The organism is Streptosporangium longisporum, assembly GCF_039534895.1.
GTDB classification, from domain to species: Bacteria; Actinomycetota; Actinomycetes; order Streptosporangiales; family Streptosporangiaceae; genus Streptosporangium; species Streptosporangium longisporum.
In genome coordinates this window covers 414,015-430,986 of record NZ_BAAAWD010000015.1, presented here as the reverse complement: position 1 = coordinate 430,986, position 16,972 = coordinate 414,015, and the positions used below count along the sequence as shown (strand labels likewise).

17 protein-coding genes and 1 pseudogene are annotated in these 16,972 nt (G+C 72.5%); 12 read left to right on the top strand and 6 right to left on the bottom strand.

The annotated features are described in order from the left end of the window. Position 1: 1 nt before the first annotated feature. The 3 genes from ABD832_RS28280 to aroQ all read left to right on the top strand — a co-directional run bounded on the left by ABD832_RS28280 (position 2) and on the right by aroQ (position 2,301). The gene (locus tag ABD832_RS28280; RefSeq protein ID WP_344900759.1) at positions 2-505 is read left to right on the top strand and encodes a shikimate kinase; all 504 of its coding nucleotides are present in this window, start codon (positions 2-4) and stop codon (positions 503-505) included. Positions 506-629: 124 nt separating this feature from the next. Next, positions 630-1,706 (top strand): 3-dehydroquinate synthase, encoded by a 1,077-nt coding sequence (aroB, locus tag ABD832_RS28275; protein WP_344900757.1) that lies wholly within the window; start codon positions 630-632, stop codon positions 1,704-1,706. 160 nt (positions 1,707-1,866) lie between these two features. Continuing rightward, positions 1,867-2,301 (top strand): type II 3-dehydroquinate dehydratase, encoded by a 435-nt coding sequence (gene aroQ, locus ABD832_RS28270; RefSeq protein WP_344900755.1) that lies wholly within the window; start codon positions 1,867-1,869, stop codon positions 2,299-2,301. A 37-nt stretch (positions 2,302-2,338) separates the two neighbouring features. Here aroQ and ABD832_RS28265 read toward each other — a convergent pair whose 3' ends face one another. After that, on the bottom strand, positions 2,339-4,537 hold the full coding sequence (locus ABD832_RS28265) for an ATP-dependent DNA helicase (protein ID WP_344900753.1): 2,199 nt from the start codon (positions 4,535-4,537) through the stop codon (positions 2,339-2,341). A 284-nt stretch (positions 4,538-4,821) separates the two neighbouring features. On the opposite strand from ABD832_RS28265, the gene ABD832_RS28260 reads away from it, so the two are divergent. From ABD832_RS28260 to ABD832_RS28245, 4 genes are all read left to right on the top strand, one after another. Further along, on the top strand, positions 4,822-6,288 hold the full coding sequence (locus ABD832_RS28260; protein ID WP_344900751.1) for a hypothetical protein: 1,467 nt from the start codon (positions 4,822-4,824) through the stop codon (positions 6,286-6,288). Between the two features lie 321 nt (positions 6,289-6,609). After that, positions 6,610-8,193, top strand: coding sequence for a Na+/H+ antiporter (locus tag ABD832_RS28255; RefSeq protein WP_344900749.1), 1,584 nt, complete (start codon positions 6,610-6,612; stop codon positions 8,191-8,193). Positions 8,194-8,428: 235 nt separating this feature from the next. Next, positions 8,429-8,902 (top strand): carboxymuconolactone decarboxylase family protein, encoded by a 474-nt coding sequence (locus ABD832_RS28250; RefSeq protein ID WP_344900747.1) that lies wholly within the window; start codon positions 8,429-8,431, stop codon positions 8,900-8,902. Between the two features lie 140 nt (positions 8,903-9,042). Further along, on the top strand, positions 9,043-9,966 hold the full coding sequence (locus ABD832_RS28245; protein WP_344900745.1) for an RNA polymerase sigma-70 factor: 924 nt from the start codon (positions 9,043-9,045) through the stop codon (positions 9,964-9,966). A 263-nt stretch (positions 9,967-10,229) separates the two neighbouring features. On the opposite strand, the gene ABD832_RS28240 is transcribed toward ABD832_RS28245, so the two are convergent. Next, positions 10,230-10,493, bottom strand: coding sequence for a UBP-type zinc finger domain-containing protein (locus ABD832_RS28240; protein WP_344900743.1), 264 nt, complete (start codon positions 10,491-10,493; stop codon positions 10,230-10,232). A gap of 150 nt (positions 10,494-10,643) precedes the next feature. On the opposite strand from ABD832_RS28240, the gene ABD832_RS28235 reads away from it, so the two are divergent. From ABD832_RS28235 to ABD832_RS28220, 4 genes are all read left to right on the top strand, one after another. Next, entirely contained in the window at positions 10,644-11,045 is a 402-nt protein-coding gene (locus tag ABD832_RS28235) for a hypothetical protein (RefSeq protein ID WP_344900741.1), read from the top strand. A 61-nt stretch (positions 11,046-11,106) separates the two neighbouring features. Then, positions 11,107-11,448 carry a YidH family protein gene (locus ABD832_RS28230; protein WP_344900739.1) on the top strand — a complete coding sequence of 114 codons (342 nt, stop codon included), beginning with the start codon at positions 11,107-11,109 and terminating at the stop codon, positions 11,446-11,448. 24 nt (positions 11,449-11,472) lie between these two features. Then, positions 11,473-11,868, top strand: coding sequence for a DUF202 domain-containing protein (locus tag ABD832_RS28225; protein ID WP_344900737.1), 396 nt, complete (start codon positions 11,473-11,475; stop codon positions 11,866-11,868). A gap of 23 nt (positions 11,869-11,891) precedes the next feature. After that, positions 11,892-12,641, top strand: a complete 750-nt coding sequence (locus ABD832_RS28220; protein ID WP_344900735.1) for a hypothetical protein — start codon at positions 11,892-11,894, stop codon at positions 12,639-12,641. A gap of 22 nt (positions 12,642-12,663) precedes the next feature. Here the strand turns inward: ABD832_RS28220 and ABD832_RS28215 are convergent, their stop codons facing one another. From ABD832_RS28215 to ABD832_RS28205, 3 genes and pseudogenes are all read right to left on the bottom strand, one after another. Next, positions 12,664-13,791, bottom strand: a complete 1,128-nt coding sequence (locus ABD832_RS28215; RefSeq protein WP_344900733.1) for a ferritin-like domain-containing protein — start codon at positions 13,789-13,791, stop codon at positions 12,664-12,666. A gap of 165 nt (positions 13,792-13,956) precedes the next feature. After that, on the bottom strand, positions 13,957-14,454 hold the full coding sequence (locus ABD832_RS28210; protein WP_344900731.1) for an aggregation-promoting factor C-terminal-like domain-containing protein: 498 nt from the start codon (positions 14,452-14,454) through the stop codon (positions 13,957-13,959). A 339-nt stretch (positions 14,455-14,793) separates the two neighbouring features. Then, a pseudogene (locus ABD832_RS28205) lies at positions 14,794-15,084 on the bottom strand (aggregation-promoting factor C-terminal-like domain-containing protein); the annotation flags it as partial. A gap of 319 nt (positions 15,085-15,403) precedes the next feature. Here ABD832_RS28205 and ABD832_RS28200 point away from each other — a divergent pair. Next, the gene (locus ABD832_RS28200; protein WP_344900729.1) at positions 15,404-15,889 is read left to right on the top strand and encodes a glutathione peroxidase; all 486 of its coding nucleotides are present in this window, start codon (positions 15,404-15,406) and stop codon (positions 15,887-15,889) included. Here ABD832_RS28200 and ABD832_RS28195 read toward each other — a convergent pair. Then, on the bottom strand, positions 15,861-16,859 hold the full coding sequence (locus ABD832_RS28195) for a LacI family DNA-binding transcriptional regulator (protein WP_344900727.1): 999 nt from the start codon (positions 16,857-16,859) through the stop codon (positions 15,861-15,863). The genes ABD832_RS28200 and ABD832_RS28195 overlap by 29 nt on opposite strands. Positions 16,860-16,972 lie beyond the last annotated feature (113 nt).

The window sequence follows — 16,972 nt, the reverse complement described above, 5'->3', positions numbered from 1 at the left end:
CGTGAGTCCCCGAGCAGTGCTGATCGGCCCCCCGGGGTCGGGCAAGTCGACCGTCGGGCGGCTCCTGGCCGACCGGCTCGGTCTCGCCTTCCGCGACACCGACGCCGACGTGGAGCTCGCGGCGGGCAAGCCCGTCAGCGACGTCTTCATCGAGGACGGCGAGGAGACCTTCCGCGCGATGGAGGCCGACGCCGTACGGCGGGCGCTGGCCGAGCACGACGGCGTGCTCGCCCTCGGCGGCGGGGCGATCCTGGCCGAGGCCACCCGCGAGCTGCTGGCCGGTCACCAGGTCGTCTACCTGGAGGTCGGCCTGTCCAACGCCGTCCAGCGGGTGGGCCTGGCCTCGGCGCGCCCGCTGCTCGTGCTGAACCCGCGCAGCCAGCTGAAGAAGCTGATGGACGCCCGCCGTCCCCTCTACAGCGGTCTGGCCACGATCACCGTGGCGACCGACGACCGTCCGCCCGCGGAGGTCGTGGACGAGATCGCCGCGAGCCTCAAGGAGTGAGCGCGGCCGGCCGCCCCGGAGGCCGTCTTCCCGCTTCACCCCGGACCCGTAGCCACCCGCTCGACCCACCACGGAGTTCCCACGTGTTCCTGAACGCAGCCCCCTCACCGATGGACGGTGACCGGTGACGGTCACCCGGATCTCCGTCAGGGGCGAGAGCCCGTACGACGTGGTGGTCGGCGCCGGTGTGCTCGGCGAGCTGCCGGGACTGCTGGGCCCGAAGGTCCGCACGGTCGCCGTGGTCCACCCGGAGAGCCTGCCGGAGATCGCCCGCCCGGTGTGCGGCGCGGTCGAGGCGGCCGGGTACGAGGTCGTGCCGCTGCCGGTGCCCGACGCCGAGCGCGCCAAGACGGCCGAGGTGGTCGCCGGGTTGTGGTCCGCCTTCGGCCGCGCGGGCATGACCCGCTCCGACGCGGTGGTCGGCGTCGGGGGCGGGGCCACCACCGACCTGGCCGGGTTCGCCGCGGCCACCTGGCTGCGCGGCGTCAAGGTCGTGCAGGTGCCGACGACCCTGCTGGGCATGGTCGACGCGGCGGTGGGCGGCAAGACCGGCATCAACACCCCCGAGGGCAAGAACCTGGTGGGCTCCTTCCACCCGCCGGCCGGGGTCCTGTGCGACCTGGCCACGCTGGTCTCGGTGCCCCGCGACGACTACGTGGGCGGCCTCGCGGAGATCATCAAGGGCGGCTTCATCGCCGACCCGGAGATCCTCACGCTCATCGAGGACGACCCCGAGGGCGCCCGGCTCCCCGAGGGACGGCACACCCGCGAGCTGATCGAGCGGAAGATCCAGGTCAAGGCCGACGTCGTCGGCGCCGACCTGCGCGAGAGCGGCCTGCGGGAGATCCTGAACTACGGTCACACCCTGGCCCACGCCATCGAGCGCGCCGAGAACTACCGGATGCGTCACGGCGAGGCCGTCGCGATCGGCATGGTCTACGCGGCCGAGCTGTCCCGCCTGGACGGCAGGATCGGCGCCGACCTGGTGGAGCGCACCCGGTCCGTCCTGACCTCCGTGGGCCTGCCCACCGCCTACCGCCGGGAGGCATGGCCCGAGCTGCGCGACCACATGCGCCTGGACAAGAAGAGCCGCGGCGCCACGCTGCGCTTCGTCCTGCTCGACGGCCTGGCCAGGGTCTCCCCGCTGGTCGACCCGCCGGAGGAGCTCCTGGAGGCGGCCTACCGCGAGGTCGCCCGGTGAGCCCCATAAGCCGTGTGAGCCCCGTAGGCCGTGTGAGCGCGGTGAGCCGTGTGAGCCCGGTGAGCCGGGCGGGCGGGGACGGCCGGTCCGGTGGGAGTCCGGTGAGGAACGTCGGCCCGCGCACCGGGCGCGCGGCCATCGAGGAGCGGTGAGTGATCCGATGAGACCCGTGTACGTGCTCAACGGCCCCAACCTGGGACGGCTCGGCACCCGCGAGCCGGACGTCTACGGCGCGGAGACCTTCGCCGACCTGGCCGAACTCTGCCGGCAGACCGGTGAAGGGCTCGGCCTCTCGGTCGAGGTGCGGCAGACCGACGACGAGGCCGAGATGCTCCGCTGGCTGCACGAGGCGGCCGACGGCAGGATCCCGGTGGTGCTGAACCCGGCCGCGTTCACCCACTACTCCTACGCGCTGCGCGACGCCATCGCCCAGCGCACCGCTCCGCTGGTCGAGGTGCACATCTCCAACCCGGCCGCGCGGGAGGAGTTCCGGCACACCTCGGTCGTCGCCTCGGTGGCCACCGGCACCATCGCGGGCTTCGGCCTGAGGTCGTACGTGCTGGCCCTGCACGCCATCGCCGAGAGCGCCGCCTGACCGCCGACGGCGTCCCGTCCTCCGAGGGCGCGTCCGGTCAGGAGGCGCCCAGGCGCTTGAGGGCGCTGCGGACCTTCGCCGGGTCCTCGGTGGGCCAGAAGGGCGGCAGGGAGTCGCGCAGGAACCCGGCGTAGCGGGCCGTGGACAGGCGCGGGTCCAGGACCGCGACCACCCCCTTGTCGTGCTGGCTGCGCAGCAGGCGGCCCGCCCCCTGGGCCAGCAGCAGTGCGGCGTGGGTGGCGGCGACCGACATGAACCCGTTGCCGCCCTTGGCGGCGACGTGACGCTGCCGGGCGGAGCTGAGCGGGTCGTCCGGACGCGGGAACGGGATGCGGTCGATGATGACCAGGCGCAGCGACGGGCCGGGCACGTCGACGCCCTGCCACAGGGAGAGCGTGCCGAACAGGCAGGTCGGCTCGTCCTCGGCGAACTGCTTGACCAGCAGCATCGTGGAGTCGTCCCCCTGGCACAGCAGCGGCACGCTCAGCCGGTCGCGCAGCGCCTCGGTCGCCGCCCTGGCGGCCCGCATCGAGGAGAACAGGCCCAGGGTGCGGCCCCCGGCGGCCTCGATCAGCTCGGTGATCTCCTCGATGTAGGCCTCGGGCAGCCCGTCACGCCCCGGCTGGGGCAGGTGCTTGGCGACGTACAGGATGCCGCTGCGGGGGTGGTCGAAGGGGGAGCCGACGTCGAGGCCGGTCCAGCCGGAGCGGCTCCTCGTGCCCTTGCCGGCGGCCTTGTCGCCGTTCCCCCTGGCGCGGCGCCCGCCGTTGCCGCGCTCACCGTCCCGCGCGCCGGTGCCCGCGGCGTCATCGGTGCCGGCGGTATCACCGGTGCCACCTGTGTCGGCGGTGTCGTCGGCGTCGCCGCGGGCCGCGTCCCGTGACGGCTCGGCCCGGCCGCCCCCGGCGCCCAGGCCCCACTGACGGGCCAGCCCGTCGAAGGCGCCGCCCAGGGCGAGCGTGGCCGAGGTCAGGATCACCGTACGGTCGCCGAAGAGCTTGTCGCGGAGCATGCCCGCCACGGTGAGCGGGGCCACCCGCAGCAGGGGCGGGCGCCGGTCGGTGCCGTCCTCCAGCCAGACCACCTCGGCCCGGTCCACCTCCGTGGCGTGACCGAAGGCGTCGAGCATGCGCTGCGCGGTGTCGTGCACCTCGTCCAGGGACGTGAAGGCCGCCTTGCGCAGCCCCGCGCCCTCGGGATCGTCCTTGTCACCGCCACGCGGCCCCAGCGCGGTGATGCACGCCCACGCCGCGTCGCGGATCAGGGCGAGCGTCATGCCGAGCACCTCGGGAAGGTCGTCGAGACGCCCCGCGGGCGCGGCGGCCAGCAGCGCCTTGAGGTCCTCGCCGGCCTCCATCAGCCGGTCGGCCAGGTGCTGCTCGATGAGCTTGCCGACCCGCCGCACGGCCACCGAGACCATGGTCTCCGACAGCTCGCCGCTGACCACCGAGGTGACGCGGTCGACCAGCTCGTGGGCCTCGTCGACCACGACCACCTCGTGCTCGGGCAGCAGCGGGAAGTCCTCCATCGCGTCGATCGCCAGCAGCGCGTGGTTGGTCACCACCACGTCGGACTCACCGGCGCGGGCGCGGGCCAGCTCGGCGAAGCACTCGGCGCCGTTCGGGCAGCGCATGGCGCCCAGGCACTCCCTGGCGCTGACCGAGAACTGGCGCCAGGCCTGCTCGTTGACACCGGGCACGAGCTCGTCGCGGTCACCGGTGTCGGTCTCGTTCGCCCACTCCTGGATGCGCTGGACCATCCGGCCCGTCGCGTTGACCTCGCGCGGGTCGAAGAGCTGGTCCTGCTCCTCGTCGGGCCATCCGGCGCTCGCCTTGTACCGGCACAGGTAGTTGCGGCGGCCCTTGAGGATCGCGAACGCGGGCTCGTGAGGCAGGTGCGGGGCGAGGGCCGCAGCCAGGCGGGGCAGGTCGCGGTCGACGAGCTGGCGCTGCAGCGCGATGGTCGCGGTGGAGACGACCACGGCCCCCTTGGAGGTCATCGCGTGCCTGATCGAGGGGATCAGGTAGGCCAGCGACTTGCCGGTGCCGGTGCCGGCCTGGACGGCCAGGTGGTCGCCCGACTCGATCGCGTGCTGCACGGCCCTCACCATCGCGATCTGGCCGGGGCGCTCGACCCCGCCCACCGCTTCGACGGCGGTGCTCAGCAGATCCTCGACGGGGGGAATATCCGTCTTCGAGGAGACGTCTTCGGATGGGGCGATGGAGTCGGTCGGCACGACAGCCAACCGTACCCGTTCACTCCGACGATCGCGGCGGCTCCGGGGGCTTCGGCGGTTCCGGAGGAGTTCGCCGTACGGACGCATGGCGGTATTCAGGAAGCCGAGGTTCACGTCACGTGGCAAACTGGCTGGATCACCCGGCTCGCCGAGCCCCGCAAGGTCACGGAAGATCTATCGTTCTGGTGTCCCTGGGGCGGAAGATGGGGATGGAAAGGCCGGTTCGGTAGGGTTTCCCGAGGTCGAGTGGACGAATAAAGGCTGGTTAAAGCACTATGTCCTCCATGTCGGAAGTTGTGCCGTTGCCGTCGTTCGGCGAGGTGTTCTTTGACGAGCGTGGCCAGGAGCGCGTGCTCCGGGTCACCTGGCACGAAGGCACCCTGGTCCTGAGCCTTTGGCGCGGTGAGATGTGCACCGCGAGTTTCCGCATGCCCATGAACGACGTGGGACGCCTGGTCGACACCCTCGACGAGGGTTTCGTCGAGGCCGGTGGACAGTACCCCGACGAGGTGGACGAGCCCGCCCCGGCCGAGCAGCCGCACCACGGCGAGCAGCAGGTCTACGGCGACTACCCGGGCACCGGGCAGTACGCCAGGCCCCGCCCCGAGGACTACGCCCAGCCGCAGCAGCAGTACGTCGACCCGCTCGGTCACACCACCGACCCGAGCGCGTCCCGCCCGGCCGCGGCCCCGGCTCTCGGGCCGAACGACGTGCTCGTCGCGCGGGGCGCGGTGCCCGCCTTGGATCGATCCTCCGACCGCGTCCAGCCCGGGTACGGCCCGGCCGACGTGGTGCCCCGCGAGAACCTCATCGTGAACGACGCGCTGCCCTACGGGCAGCCCCAGCCCGCCGATCCGCTCGCCACGGACCCCGGGCCCGGCGAGGCCGGCTACCGGATGCCCGGCGACCTCTACCCGCCCGCCCAGCGTCCCGGCCCCTACGGCGGCCCGCAGGACGCCTACCCCGGCGGCGCCGCGCAGCCCCCCGCCCCGTACGGGACCCCGCAACCCGGCGCGCCCGCACAGCCCGCCCCCTACGGGGGCCCGCAGCCGGACGGCTACCCCGGCCCGGTCCCGCAGGCCGACTTCTACGGCGCGCCCGCCCAGCAGCCGGGCCCCTACGGCGGCCCGCAGGACGCCTATCCCGGCGCCGCCGCGCAGCCCGCCCCCTACGGGGCCCCGCGGTCCGGCGCGTACGAGGTGCCGCCGCAGCCGCACCCGGTGGACCCCTTCGCGCCCCCGGCCGAGCGGCAGAAGCCCGTGGACCCCTTCGCGCCGCCCGCCGACCGTCTCCCCGGCCACGCCCGCCCGGCCGAACCCGACCCCTACGCGCAGGCGCAGCAGACCTCGACCGACCCCTTCGGGTTCGCCGCGCAGCAGGCCGCCCAGGGAGCCGGGCAGGCGGCGCCCTACGGTGGTTACCCGGCCGCCGCGCAGCCCGACCCCTACGCGCCGGGCGTCCAGCAGCCGCACCCGGCCGGTCACCCGGCCGACCTGCGCGACCTGTACACCCCGCCCGCCTACCCGCAGGAGGACGTCGACCCGTCCGACCCGCTGGGGCTGTTCGGCCGCTCCGCGCCGGACCAGCGGCTGCCGCGCCCCTACGTGCAGGAGCCGCCGCACTCCACCGGTGAGCGTCTGCGCCCCGAGCAGCGTCACGACGAGCGGCACTACGAGGAGCAGCGGGAGGAGCCCCGCTACGAGGACGGGCGCCACGAGGGCAGGCGCCGCGGCGAGCGCCGCGACTGGTGACCGTCCGCGGGTGACCTCCCGCCGACGACCTTCCGACGACCTTCACCGGACCGTGCGTGAGGCGGGACCGCGCCTGGACCTGAGCCGGGACCTGGGCCGGGCCCGCGCCGGGCCGTGAGCCCGGACGGCCCGCCGGTGTGTCCCGGCTCACGTTCCGCGCGGTCCCGTCGCGCCCGTTCGCCAGCGCGGCCCCCGAGGGGATACGGTGACCCGTTCGCCGGATACGCGGACCCCGGCGCCCGACGGCGTCCCGCCCCTCGCGGGCGGCCCCCCGGAGGCACCGGGCGGGCGGGCTGATCGATCTCTATCGGGCGGGGTGGCGTGGACCAGTCGACGGTGCTGCAGATGCTGGCCGTGTCGGTCGTCGGGATCGCCGTGGCCGCGGTGGCCAGGCGCAGGGGGTGGCCGGCGCCGCTGCTGCTGGTGTTCGCGGGCCTGGTGCTGTCACCGCTGTTCCCCGAGTACGAGCTCGACCCCGAACTCGTCCTGCTGGTCTTCCTTCCGCCGCTGCTCTACGCGGCGGCGATCGACAGCTCCTACCTCAGGCTCAAGGATCTCCGCAGGCCGGTCGCGCTGCTCTCGATCGGCCTGGTGCTGTTCACCACGCTGGTCGTCGGAGGGGTCGCCCACCTGCTCCTGCCCGAGCTGCCGCTCGCCGCCGCGTTCGCGCTGGGCGCCATCGTGGCCCCGCCGGACGCGGTCGCCGCCGTCGCCGTGGCCCGCAGGCTCGGGCTGCCGCGCAAGGTGGTCACCATCCTGGTGGGGGAGAGCCTGTTCAACGACGCCACCGCGCTCACCGCCTACCGGGTGGCCATCGCCGCCGCGCTGGGGCAGGGCCTGACCTGGCTGGACGTCACCGTCGACTTCGTCCTGGCCGCGGTGGGCGGCGTGGTCATGGGGCTGGCGCTCGCCTGGATGCTGACCTGGGTGCTGCTGCGGCTGCGCGAGGCGCTCATCGAGAACACGGTCATGCTGCTGGCCCCGTTCGCCGTCTACCTGGCGGCCGAGAGCGTGCACGTCTCCGGGGTGGTCGTCGTCGTGATCGTCGGCCTCTACATCGGGCACCGGATGCCCAGGGCGGGCTTCGGCACCCGGCTGCTGTCCGACGCGATCTGGCGGGTGCTCGGCTTCTTCCTGGAGACGATCGTCTTCGCGCTGATCGGCCTGCAGCTGTGGCCGATCGTCAGGGAGCTGGAGTGGAGCGACCGGTGGAGACTCACCGGGATGGCCCTGGCCGTCTTCGCCGCGGTGGTGATCTCCCGGGCGGTCTGGGTGGTGCCCAGCCTCTACCTGCCCAGGATGCTGTCCAAGAAGGTCCGCAGCCGCGAGACCCACGCGCCGTCGTGGCAGTACGCGACCATCGTGAGCTGGGCCGGCATGCGCGGCGTGGTCTCCCTGGCCGCGGCCTTCGCCATCCCGGAGGACTTCGAGGGACGCGACCTGCTGCTCTTCCTCACCTTCGCGGTGGTGATCGGCACCCTGCTCCTCCAGGGCCTGACGTTCCCGGCGCTGATCCGCAGGCTCAGGGTCTCCAACGAGCAGGAGACCTACGCCGACAACCTGTCCGAGGCCGCCGCCCAGCAGGCCGCGGCCTCGGCGTCGCTGGCCCGGCTGGAGGAGCTGGTGGCCGACGGGGTCGACGACGTCCACCGGGAGGTGGTCGACCAGCTCAGGTCGCGCACCGAGCGCCGCGCCCTCACCGCGTGGGAGCGGCTGGGCGGCGGGACCGGCCCGGAGGGCGAGGAGACGCCCAGCACCGTCTACCGGCGGCTCCGCAGGGAGATGCTGGCGGTCGAGCGCGAGGTCTTCGTCCGCCTGCGCGACGAGCGGCGCGTCGACGACGAGGTGCTCCGCCGGGTCCTCCACGAGATCGACTTCGAGGAAGCCACGCTGGAGCGTGACTGAGCCCGGTCACGGACCCGGCCGGTGAGCCCTCTCGGGAGCCCGCGCGGGCCCGTGGCGCCGTCCCGTCACGTTCGCGAGCCCGGCACACCGTCCCGAGAGCCCCGGACGGAACGAGGCCGGCCGCGACCCCTCGGCCGGCGGCCGGGAGACACAGGTCACATTCGTCCATGTCACTGGGGGTCGGGCCACCTCGTCTCAGGAGGTGTAGCCATCACCGACCGCACAGGAGCACGACGTGGACGCTCGACTGAACTACTTCGCCGACCCCGCCGCCGGCAAGGTCCTCAAGCACTTCATGTCGGCGGGCAGGGCACTCAAGGAGTCCCCGCTGCCGGCCGCCACACAGGAACTGGTGGCGCTCCGCGTGAGCCAGATCAACGGCTGCGCCGTCTGCATCGACATGCACACCAAGGAGGCCACCGCCGCCGGTGAGAGCCCGGTGCGGCTGAACCTGGTCGCGGCATGGCGGGAGGCCACGGTCTTCACCGAGGCCGAGCGCGCCGCACTGAGGCTGGCGGAGGAGGGGACCCGGGTCGCGGACGCGGCCGACGGGGTCGGCGACGACACCTGGGCCCGCGCCGCCGAACACCACGACGAGGGACAGCTCGCCGCCCTGGTGATCCTGGTCTCCTTCATGAACACCGCGAACCGGCTGAACATCATCGCCCGGCAGCCGGCCGGTGACTACGTGCCCGGGCAGTTCCACTGAACGGCACCGGCGACCGGCTCAGGGTCCGCGGGCTCCGGGCCCCCGCCGGGGCGTCGCCCTGCCGTGCCGGCACCGTGGACGATCACCGGAAGACTCCCGCGCCGGACGGTACGGACGAGGGACAGGGGAGGGAAGCCGGAGTGGACAAGGCCGAGGAGTTCGAGGAACTGCGACCGCTGCTGTTCTCGATCGCCTACCGGATCCTGGGCAGCGTGGGGGAGGCCGAGGACGCGGTACAGGAGACGTGGCTGCGCTTCGACGCCCTGACGACCCCGCCCATGTCGACCAAGGCCCTTCTGTCGGCCGTGGTGACACGGATCTCGATCGACGTGCTGCGCTCCGCCCGTGCGCGGCGCGAGGAGTACGTGGGCCCGTGGTTGCCCGAGCCGCTGCTGAGCGACCCGTACCAGGATCCGGCGCGGTCGGCGGAGCTGGCCGACTCGGTGTCGATGGCGGCGTTGCTGCTGCTGGAACGGCTCAGCCCGCTGGAACGGGCGGTGTTCGTACTGCGGGAGGTGTTCGGCTTCGGGTTCGACGAGGTCGCGTCGGCGGTGGGACGCTCGGAGGCCGCGTGCCGGCAGCTGCTGGTGCGGGCACGGCGGCACATGGAGACCGGCCGGCCCCGCTTCGAAGCGGCCCGCAAGGAGCGGGAGGAACTGGCCTCACGGTTCTTCGCCGCCCTTCGCGAGGGCGACGTCGCCGGCCTGCGGGAACTGCTCGCCGCCGACGTGTCGGTGGTCGGCGACGGTGGGGGCAAGGCCCCCCAGCTGGCCAGGACCGTCTCCGGCGCCGAGAACGTGGCCCGGCTGCTCGCCTCCTTCTTCTCCCGGGTGGCCCGGATCGACGTGACGTTCGAGCCGCACGAGATCAACGGCCAGCCGGGTGCGATCTTCCGCGACCGGGACGGCCGGGTGCTCCACGTCCTGGCGCTCGATGTGCTCGGCGGGAGGATCCAGACGGTCCGCTCGGTGATCAACCCCGACAAGCTGGGGCACCTGGGCCCGGTGGCGGACGCCTGGGCGATCGACCGTGAAGCGAGGCGGGCGCGCCGGTCCACGGGATGACCGCAGATCACGCGGCCCGCACCGAGGCGGCGAGCAGGCCCGGTCTTCGAACCGGCCCTCCCCCGGGGGGTGAGAGGCGAGGGTGAGGGACCGGTGACGGCCCGGCCGGTGCCGACCGGCACGTTCCCGGCCATGACCCGGCCATGACCCGGCCGTCGGTCGAGGCGCCGCGCCTCCACGACGAGCCGGACGTCGCGCACTCGTGCGACACGGCGTGTCCGGCGCCTCGGTGCGGCGGAGCCGAGATCGTCGGTGGACGCGCCTCAGCCCATGACGTTGTCCACGTAGCACCAGCGCCAGCTCTCGCCCGGTTCGAACGAGGCGATGACCGGGTGGCCGATCTCGGTGGCGTGGCCGGTGGCGTGCCGGTTGGGCGACGAGTCACAGCAGCCGATGTGGCCGCAGGACAGGCACCTGCGCAGATGGACCCAGCGCGCTCCGATCGCCAGGCACTCCTCACACCCCTGCGGCGTGCGCGCCGGCGGGTCCTCGGTCCGGGCCTCGGTGAGATGCTGACAGAGCTCCATGGTTCCCCCCTTGTGCGAATACTGAGGATCGTACGACCCGAACCATGTTCGGGTCGGTGTGCCTCTCCGCGTTCCGGGCCCGCGGCCTCCTTCGGTAACGAGCCGGTACGACGGCGCCTGCCGCGCGAGCGGGTTGGGTAGGGTCGGGACATGCGACCCCTTCCGCGACGAATTCCCGTCCTCGCCGCCTCAGCGGTGGCCGCCGCCCTGCTGGTCACGGGCTGCTCCGAGATCCAGCAGGTGAGCCAGGGCATCGACAAGGCGCAGCAGTGCGTGCAGGCCGCGGGTATCGTCACCGAGACCGCCTCCAAGGTGTCCGGCCTGCTCAACGACCCCGCGGGCATGGAGAAGGCGCTGAACGACGGGGGCGCCAAGCTGGGTGATCTCGCCGACAAGGCCGCCAACACCTCCCTGAAGGAGGCCGCCGACGGCGTGTCCAACACCCTGCAGGGCTTCAATGTCACCGACGCCAACAGCGCCGTCGACGCCGCCCAGAAGGTGGCCACCGACTCGGTGGGCTGGGTCCAGCAGCTGACCAACGCCTGCGGGTGACGACGGCCTGTTCCCAACCCGCATTCTCCTAGGGGAATAGCGCTGAAATAGCGTCGTTCCCATGGACGCTCCGGACAACGAACCGGATCCCCGGTTCACTCTCGCCAACGAACGCACCTATCTGACCTGGTTGAGTACGTCGCTCGCGCTCAGCGCGGGCGGCGTCGCCATGGCCGCGGTCTCCGCCGACGTCTTCATCCCGTGGATGCGCACCCTGCTCGCGGTGGTCCTGGTGTCGCTGTCCGCCCTGGCCGCCGCGATGGCCTATCCCCGCTGGCGCAGCGTCGAGCGGGCCCTGCGCAGCTCCGCGCCGCTCCCGCCCCCGGCCCTGGCCCCGCTGTTCGGGTACGGGGTGGCGGCCGTCGCCGTGCTGGCCCTGATCCTCATCCTGCTCTCCCGATGAACGGCTCCCGATGAGCGGTTCCCGATGCACGGGCTCTCGATGCACGGGCTCTCGATGAGCGGGCTCCCGATGAGCGGCCCCCGGGACGGAGACGGGTCCGGGGACGGCGGCCTGCAGGGCGAGCGGACCAGGCTCGCCTGGGTCCGTACCGCCACCGTGCTGGCGGCCGGTGGCCTGGGCGGCGCCGGGGTGGCCCTGCGCGCCGGTGCCCCCGCCGGGATCGCCCTGCTGTTCGTCCCCGCCGTGTTCTGCGCCTTCCTGCTGCTGACCCAGACCGGCGTCCGCTACCGGCGCGCCCAGGAGGCCCTCCGCCGGGGACGCCCCCTCGACGACCGCGCCGACGTCCTCATCGCCTGGGTCGGCACCATCGCCGTCACCGCCGGGGCCGTCGCGTCCGTGCTCGCGGGGGTCGGACGGTAAAAAATGCGGCAAGATAGCGGAGCATGTCCCGCTTCGATGATCTGCCCGGCTACGCGGCGTCGATCGGCCCGCTGATCGACGCGGTCAACCTCGGGGTCCACATCGCGAGCAGGCCATCGTGCCGGGAGCTCACCGAGCGCTCGGGGCTGCAGGCCGACCTGCTGGTCGATCTCCGCTTCGTGCTTCCGGTCAGGCCGCTCACCCCTGCCGGGGTGGCCGCCGTCTACCGCTACAACCCCCTGCGACGGTCCGAGATCGACGTCCACCTCGTCCAGGGCACCCTGGCCGAGGACACCGCCCCCACCGGCGCTCCCGCCCAGGGGGGCGTCCTGCGCGCGACCCCGGCCGCACGGGCCTTCATCGCCTCCCTGTACGAGGTGCACGCGACGGTGCTCGGCGGGCTGTGGGCCGCCCAGGCCGACCGGCTGCCCGAGCTGGCCGCCATCGCCGGGCGGCTCCTGGAGGCGGGCGCGGCGACCGGCGGGGCCGCCTTCACCCAGGCCTCGCCGCCGTACGAGCCCGCGGGCACCCCGCCGGGCGTGCTGCTCTTCAACCGGCTGGCGGCCCTGCGCTACCACCGCGCCGACGCGCACGCCGGAGCCTGGACGCGGGCGGGCCTGACCGCCGCCGAGATCGTCTCCCTGCCCCCGGGGCCGGTCCGGGACCGGATCGAGGCCGACACCAACCGCCGCGCCGCGCGGCCGTACGAGACCCTGACCACCCGCGACCGGCAGACGTTCCTGCTCGGCCTGAGCGCCCTGGACCTGCCCTGAGACGAAGGGGGTGAGCGGGGGATCAGGGCCGGGGGGAGTCGGTGCCGCCCATGGCGACGGTCTCGGCGACCTCGGCCTGGCGCTCGGCCTCCTCGGCGGCGAACCGCTCGGCGTCGAGCCGTTCGGCGATGTCCTCGTCCTGGCGCATCAGCCGGTCCAGGTCCTGGCCGGCCATCTCCAGCACGCCCATGTCGGCGTAGGCCTGCTGCAGGCGCGGGCTCCACAGCCCGATGTCCTTGACGCAGGGGACGATCCGGCTGAACAGCAGCGAGCGGAAGATCCTCAGGTACTCCGACCGGTCGACGCACTCCATGGCCTCGGCCACCTCGGCCTTGTTCAGGCCCAGGGTCTCCCAGGTCTCGCGGCCGCGCAGCCGGTCGCGCATCAGGTAGCAGCCCTCGATGACGAAGTCCTCGCGCTCGCGCAGTTCGGCCTCGCCGAGCTGCGCGTAGTGGTCGCGCAGCGCCATCCGGCCGAAGGCCACGTGCCGGGCCTCGTCCTGCATGACGTAGGCGAGGATCTGCTTGGGCAGCGGCTTGGTGGTGATGTCGCGCATCACGCCGAAGGCGGCCAGCGCGAGACCCTCGATGAGCACCTGCATGCCCAGGTAGGGCATGTCCCAGCGGGAGTCGCTCAGCGTGTTGTCGAGCAGCGCCTTGAGGTGGGGGTTGATCGGGTAGGCCAGGCCCACCTTCTCCTGCAGGAACCGGGCGTAGGTCTCGGCGTGCCGGGCCTCGTCCATGGTCTGGGTGGCCGCGTAGAACTTCGAGTCCAGGTCGGGGACCGACTCCACGATCCTGGCCGAGCAGATCATCGCCCCCTGCTCACCGTGCAGGAACTGGGAGAACTGCCAGGAGGCGTTGTGCAGCCGCACGTCGGCGCGCTGCCTGTCGTCCATCCGCTCCCACAGCGGGCTGCCGTAGATCGCCAGCGTCTGGTCGGGGACGCCGAGCACATTGTACGGATCGACCTCCAGGTCCCAGTCGATGCGCTTGGCCGAGTCCCACTGCTTGTCCTTGCCCTTCTGGTACAGGCTCAGCATGCGGTCCCGGCCCTCGTCGTACTCCCAGGTGAACCGGGCGGCCCCGGCCGCCTCGACGTCCCACGTGGACAGCTCGGAGGGGATGGCGTAGAGGTCGTGCGTCGACATGGGGGCCTCCTGGAGACGTACATCGTACGTACGTTCACGAGGGTGGCACGTACGCTGTACGTCCGTCAATGAGGCCGCGGGGCCCGCGAAGGGTGACGCCCGGGGCCGTGGACGGCCCCGGGCGCCGGGAGAGTGTTCCCTTCCCCTGGACACTCTCCGGACGGGTCAGTACCAGTTGCTCGACCGGAAGTGACCCCACGCGCCGCACGGTGACCCGTAGCGGCTCTTGATGTAGCGCAGACCCCAGTGGATCTGCGTGATCGGGTTGTACCGCCAGTCCCCGCCGCTGCCGCCCATCTTCGAGCCGGGCAGCGCCTGCGGGATGCCGTAGGCCCCCGAGGAGCGGTTGTAGGCGCGGTGGTTCCAGTTGCTCTCCCTGGTCCACAGGCTGTCCAGGCAGCGGAACTGCCTGTGCGGCCACGCCCGCCGGGAGACGAGGCGGTAGGCGATCGTCTTGTTCCTGCTCTTGGCGGTCCTGGCGACCGCCTTCATCGTGGGCTTCACCTGGGTCATCCAGGTGAAGCGGTGCACCATCCGCGCCGTCCCTTTCCTGGACGACTCGGTGGCGCTCTCGGCTCGTCCCGCCGTCGACGGACCGACCATCGCCGAGGCGGCGAGAACGGTGACGACGGTACCGCGTAGGACACGGTGGCTGCTGTTCACATGTTTCCTTGTCCTCGGGCCGCGTGCGGGGGCGGGCGAGGGCATCGACGCCCTCGCCCGCCTGACGATTCCGGCGCCCGTGGCTCGGACGGGGAACGCCCGCGCGGTCTCGCCGGCCTGTTTCCGGCATGAGACGCCGCGGCGGTCTCTCTAGGCGGCTTTCTAGTACGCCGGAGAGCGCCGGGCGGCGGTTGGGACACGCGAAGGAAAGGTGTTTGCCCGATCTTCGGGATCTACGGGTGATTCAGCGAGAGGTCGATGACGACCGGCGAATCCCCCATGCCCGGAGACGGCATGAAAATCAGCCCACCATGGGGTTTCGGAGTGCTCGCTCCTGATCTAGTACCAACCCCGCGACAGCGAGTGCGACCACGCCCGGCACGGTGAGCCGTAGCGCTGCTTGATGTAGCCGAGCCCCCACTTGATCTGCGTCCTGGGGTTGGTGCGCCAGTCGCGTCCCGCGCTGGCCATCTTCCCGCCGGGCAGCGCCTGCGGGATGCCGTACGCGCCCGAGGAGCGGTTGCGGGCGCGGTGGTTCCAGTTGCTCTCCTTGGTCCAGAGCCTGCTGAGGCAGTCGAACTGAGTGCTGTTCCAGCCGTGAGCGGACACCATCGGCCTGGCGACCGCCCGGTTGCCCGTACTCGCCGAGGACGCCTGGGCGACCGTGGTGGTGCCGAGGGCGAGCACCGAAGTGATCACCAGCGCACCGGTACGGCGTAGCGTCGACATGGGACTCCCTTGTGCCTTGAGGTCGGGGGACGGCGCCACGATGCCTCGCGATCCGGTGGCGGGCCAGCCGACAGCGGCTGTCAGGAGCCATGTCAGAGATCGGTAAGAGAATGATCAAAGCGATGGTGAGGCGGGTGTCGTCCCGCCTGTGGCTTCAGTCACATTTCACTTTATGGACGTCATAACTCTCAAATGTGACAAGGGGATTAGGGTGCACTGCATGGGAATCCGTGATACCGCCGTACAGACTCTTTCCGGCACCCCCACCACCCTGGCCGAGCTGGCCGGGGACGGGGCCGTCCTCGTGGTGAACGTCGCCTCCAAGTGCGGGCTCACCCCGCAGTACGCCGGGCTCGTCGAGCTCCAGCGGACCTACGGCGAGCGGGGCCTCACCGTGGTCGGCGTGCCGTGCAACCAGTTCATGGGCCAGGAACCGGGCAGCGCCGAGGAGATCCAGGAGTTCTGCGTCAGCACCTACGGCGTGGACTTCCCGCTGCTGGCCAAGACCGAGGTCAACGGTGAGGGCAGGCACCCGCTCTACGCCGGGCTCACCGAGGTCCCGGACGCCGACGGCCAGGCCGGGGACGTGCAGTGGAACTTCGAGAAGTTCCTCGTCTCCGCCGACGGCGAGGTGGTGGCCCGCTTCAGGCCCGGCGTCGAGCCCGGCGACCCCGCCGTCATCGCGGCGATCGAGAAGTCCCTCTAGCCGCGCAGCTGCCCCTGACGATCAGCTCGGTGGGCAGCAGCACGCCGCGCGGGCGCCTGCCGCCGCCGCGGAGCACCAGCTCGGCGGCGCGGTAGCCGATGTCCTGGGCCGGCTGGGCGATCACCGTCAGCGACGGCGAGCACAGCTCCGCCCAGGGCACGTCGTCGAACATGATCAGCGACATGTCCCTGGGCAGGCGCAGGTCCAGCTCCCGCGCGGCCAGCACGGCCGCCTCGCCCAGCAGGTTGCCGCCCGCCAGCACCGCGGTCAGGTCGGGCCGGTGCTGGAAGAGCCCGGCCGCCGCGGCGTAGGCGGAGTCGCGGCTGCCCCGGGCCACCACGATGAGCTCCTCGTCGACGAGCGGGCCCATCGCCTCCCGGAAGACCGCCAGCCGCTGGGCCTGCCCGGGACCGCCCAGGTAGGCGATGCGCCGGTGCCCCAGCCCGGTCAGGTAGTCCACCGCGGTCCTGACCCCGGCGCGGTCGTCGGCCAGCACGGCCGGGATGTCCCCGCACCCGGCCGAGGTCCGGTGCGCGAACACGGTGGTCAGCCCGGCCCGCAGGGTCGGCGCCCAGCTCTCGCCGTCCCCCGAGGGGATCGCGACCAGCCGGTCCACCCCCTGCTCCATGAGCATGCCGATCAGCTCGGCCTCGCGCTCGGGGTCGTCACCCGTGGTGCCCACGATCACCGGCTCTCCCGCCGAGCGTGCGCAGGCGAGCACCCCGTCGGCCACCCTCCCGTAGAAGGTGTCGGTGATGTCGGGCAGCAGCAGGCCGATCCCGCCCGAGCGGCGCTGGCGCAGGTTGCGGCCGAGCGCGCTGGGCCGGTAGTCGAGCTGGGCGGCGACCGTCAGCACCCGCTCCCTGGTCTCCGGGCTGGCCGACCCGCCGGACAGGACCCGCGACACGGTGGCGACCCCGACCCCGGCGGTCTCGGCGACGTCCCTGATCGTCGCGCGACGCATGTTCATGGAAACGATTCCATCATGTTTTTCACGAACGATCCAGTACGGAGGCATAACGACCGCCCTGCTGACAGGCCAGAACCGGGCAACCTCTTGACACCGATGTCCGTTTCCGATGA

Excerpts from the sequence above, each read along its gene's own strand:
- ABD832_RS28240 (WP_344900743.1), bottom strand. The coding sequence starts at position 10,493 with ATGGAGCTCTGTCAGCATCTCACCGAGGCCCGGACCGAGGACCCGCCG.
- ABD832_RS28230 (WP_344900739.1), top strand. The coding sequence starts at position 11,107 with ATGGACGCTCCGGACAACGAACCGGATCCCCGGTTCACTCTCGCCAAC.
- aroQ (WP_344900755.1), top strand. The coding sequence starts at position 1,867 with ATGAGACCCGTGTACGTGCTCAACGGCCCCAACCTGGGACGGCTCGGC.
- ABD832_RS28195 (WP_344900727.1), bottom strand. The coding sequence starts at position 16,859 with ATGAACATGCGTCGCGCGACGATCAGGGACGTCGCCGAGACCGCCGGG.
- ABD832_RS28215 (WP_344900733.1), bottom strand. The coding sequence starts at position 13,791 with ATGTCGACGCACGACCTCTACGCCATCCCCTCCGAGCTGTCCACGTGG.
- ABD832_RS28235 (WP_344900741.1), top strand. The coding sequence starts at position 10,644 with ATGCGACCCCTTCCGCGACGAATTCCCGTCCTCGCCGCCTCAGCGGTG.
- ABD832_RS28200 (WP_344900729.1), top strand. The coding sequence starts at position 15,404 with ATGGGAATCCGTGATACCGCCGTACAGACTCTTTCCGGCACCCCCACC.
- ABD832_RS28225 (WP_344900737.1), top strand. The coding sequence starts at position 11,473 with ATGCACGGGCTCTCGATGCACGGGCTCTCGATGAGCGGGCTCCCGATG.
- ABD832_RS28260 (WP_344900751.1), top strand. The coding sequence starts at position 4,822 with ATGTCGGAAGTTGTGCCGTTGCCGTCGTTCGGCGAGGTGTTCTTTGAC.
- ABD832_RS28220 (WP_344900735.1), top strand. The coding sequence starts at position 11,892 with ATGTCCCGCTTCGATGATCTGCCCGGCTACGCGGCGTCGATCGGCCCG.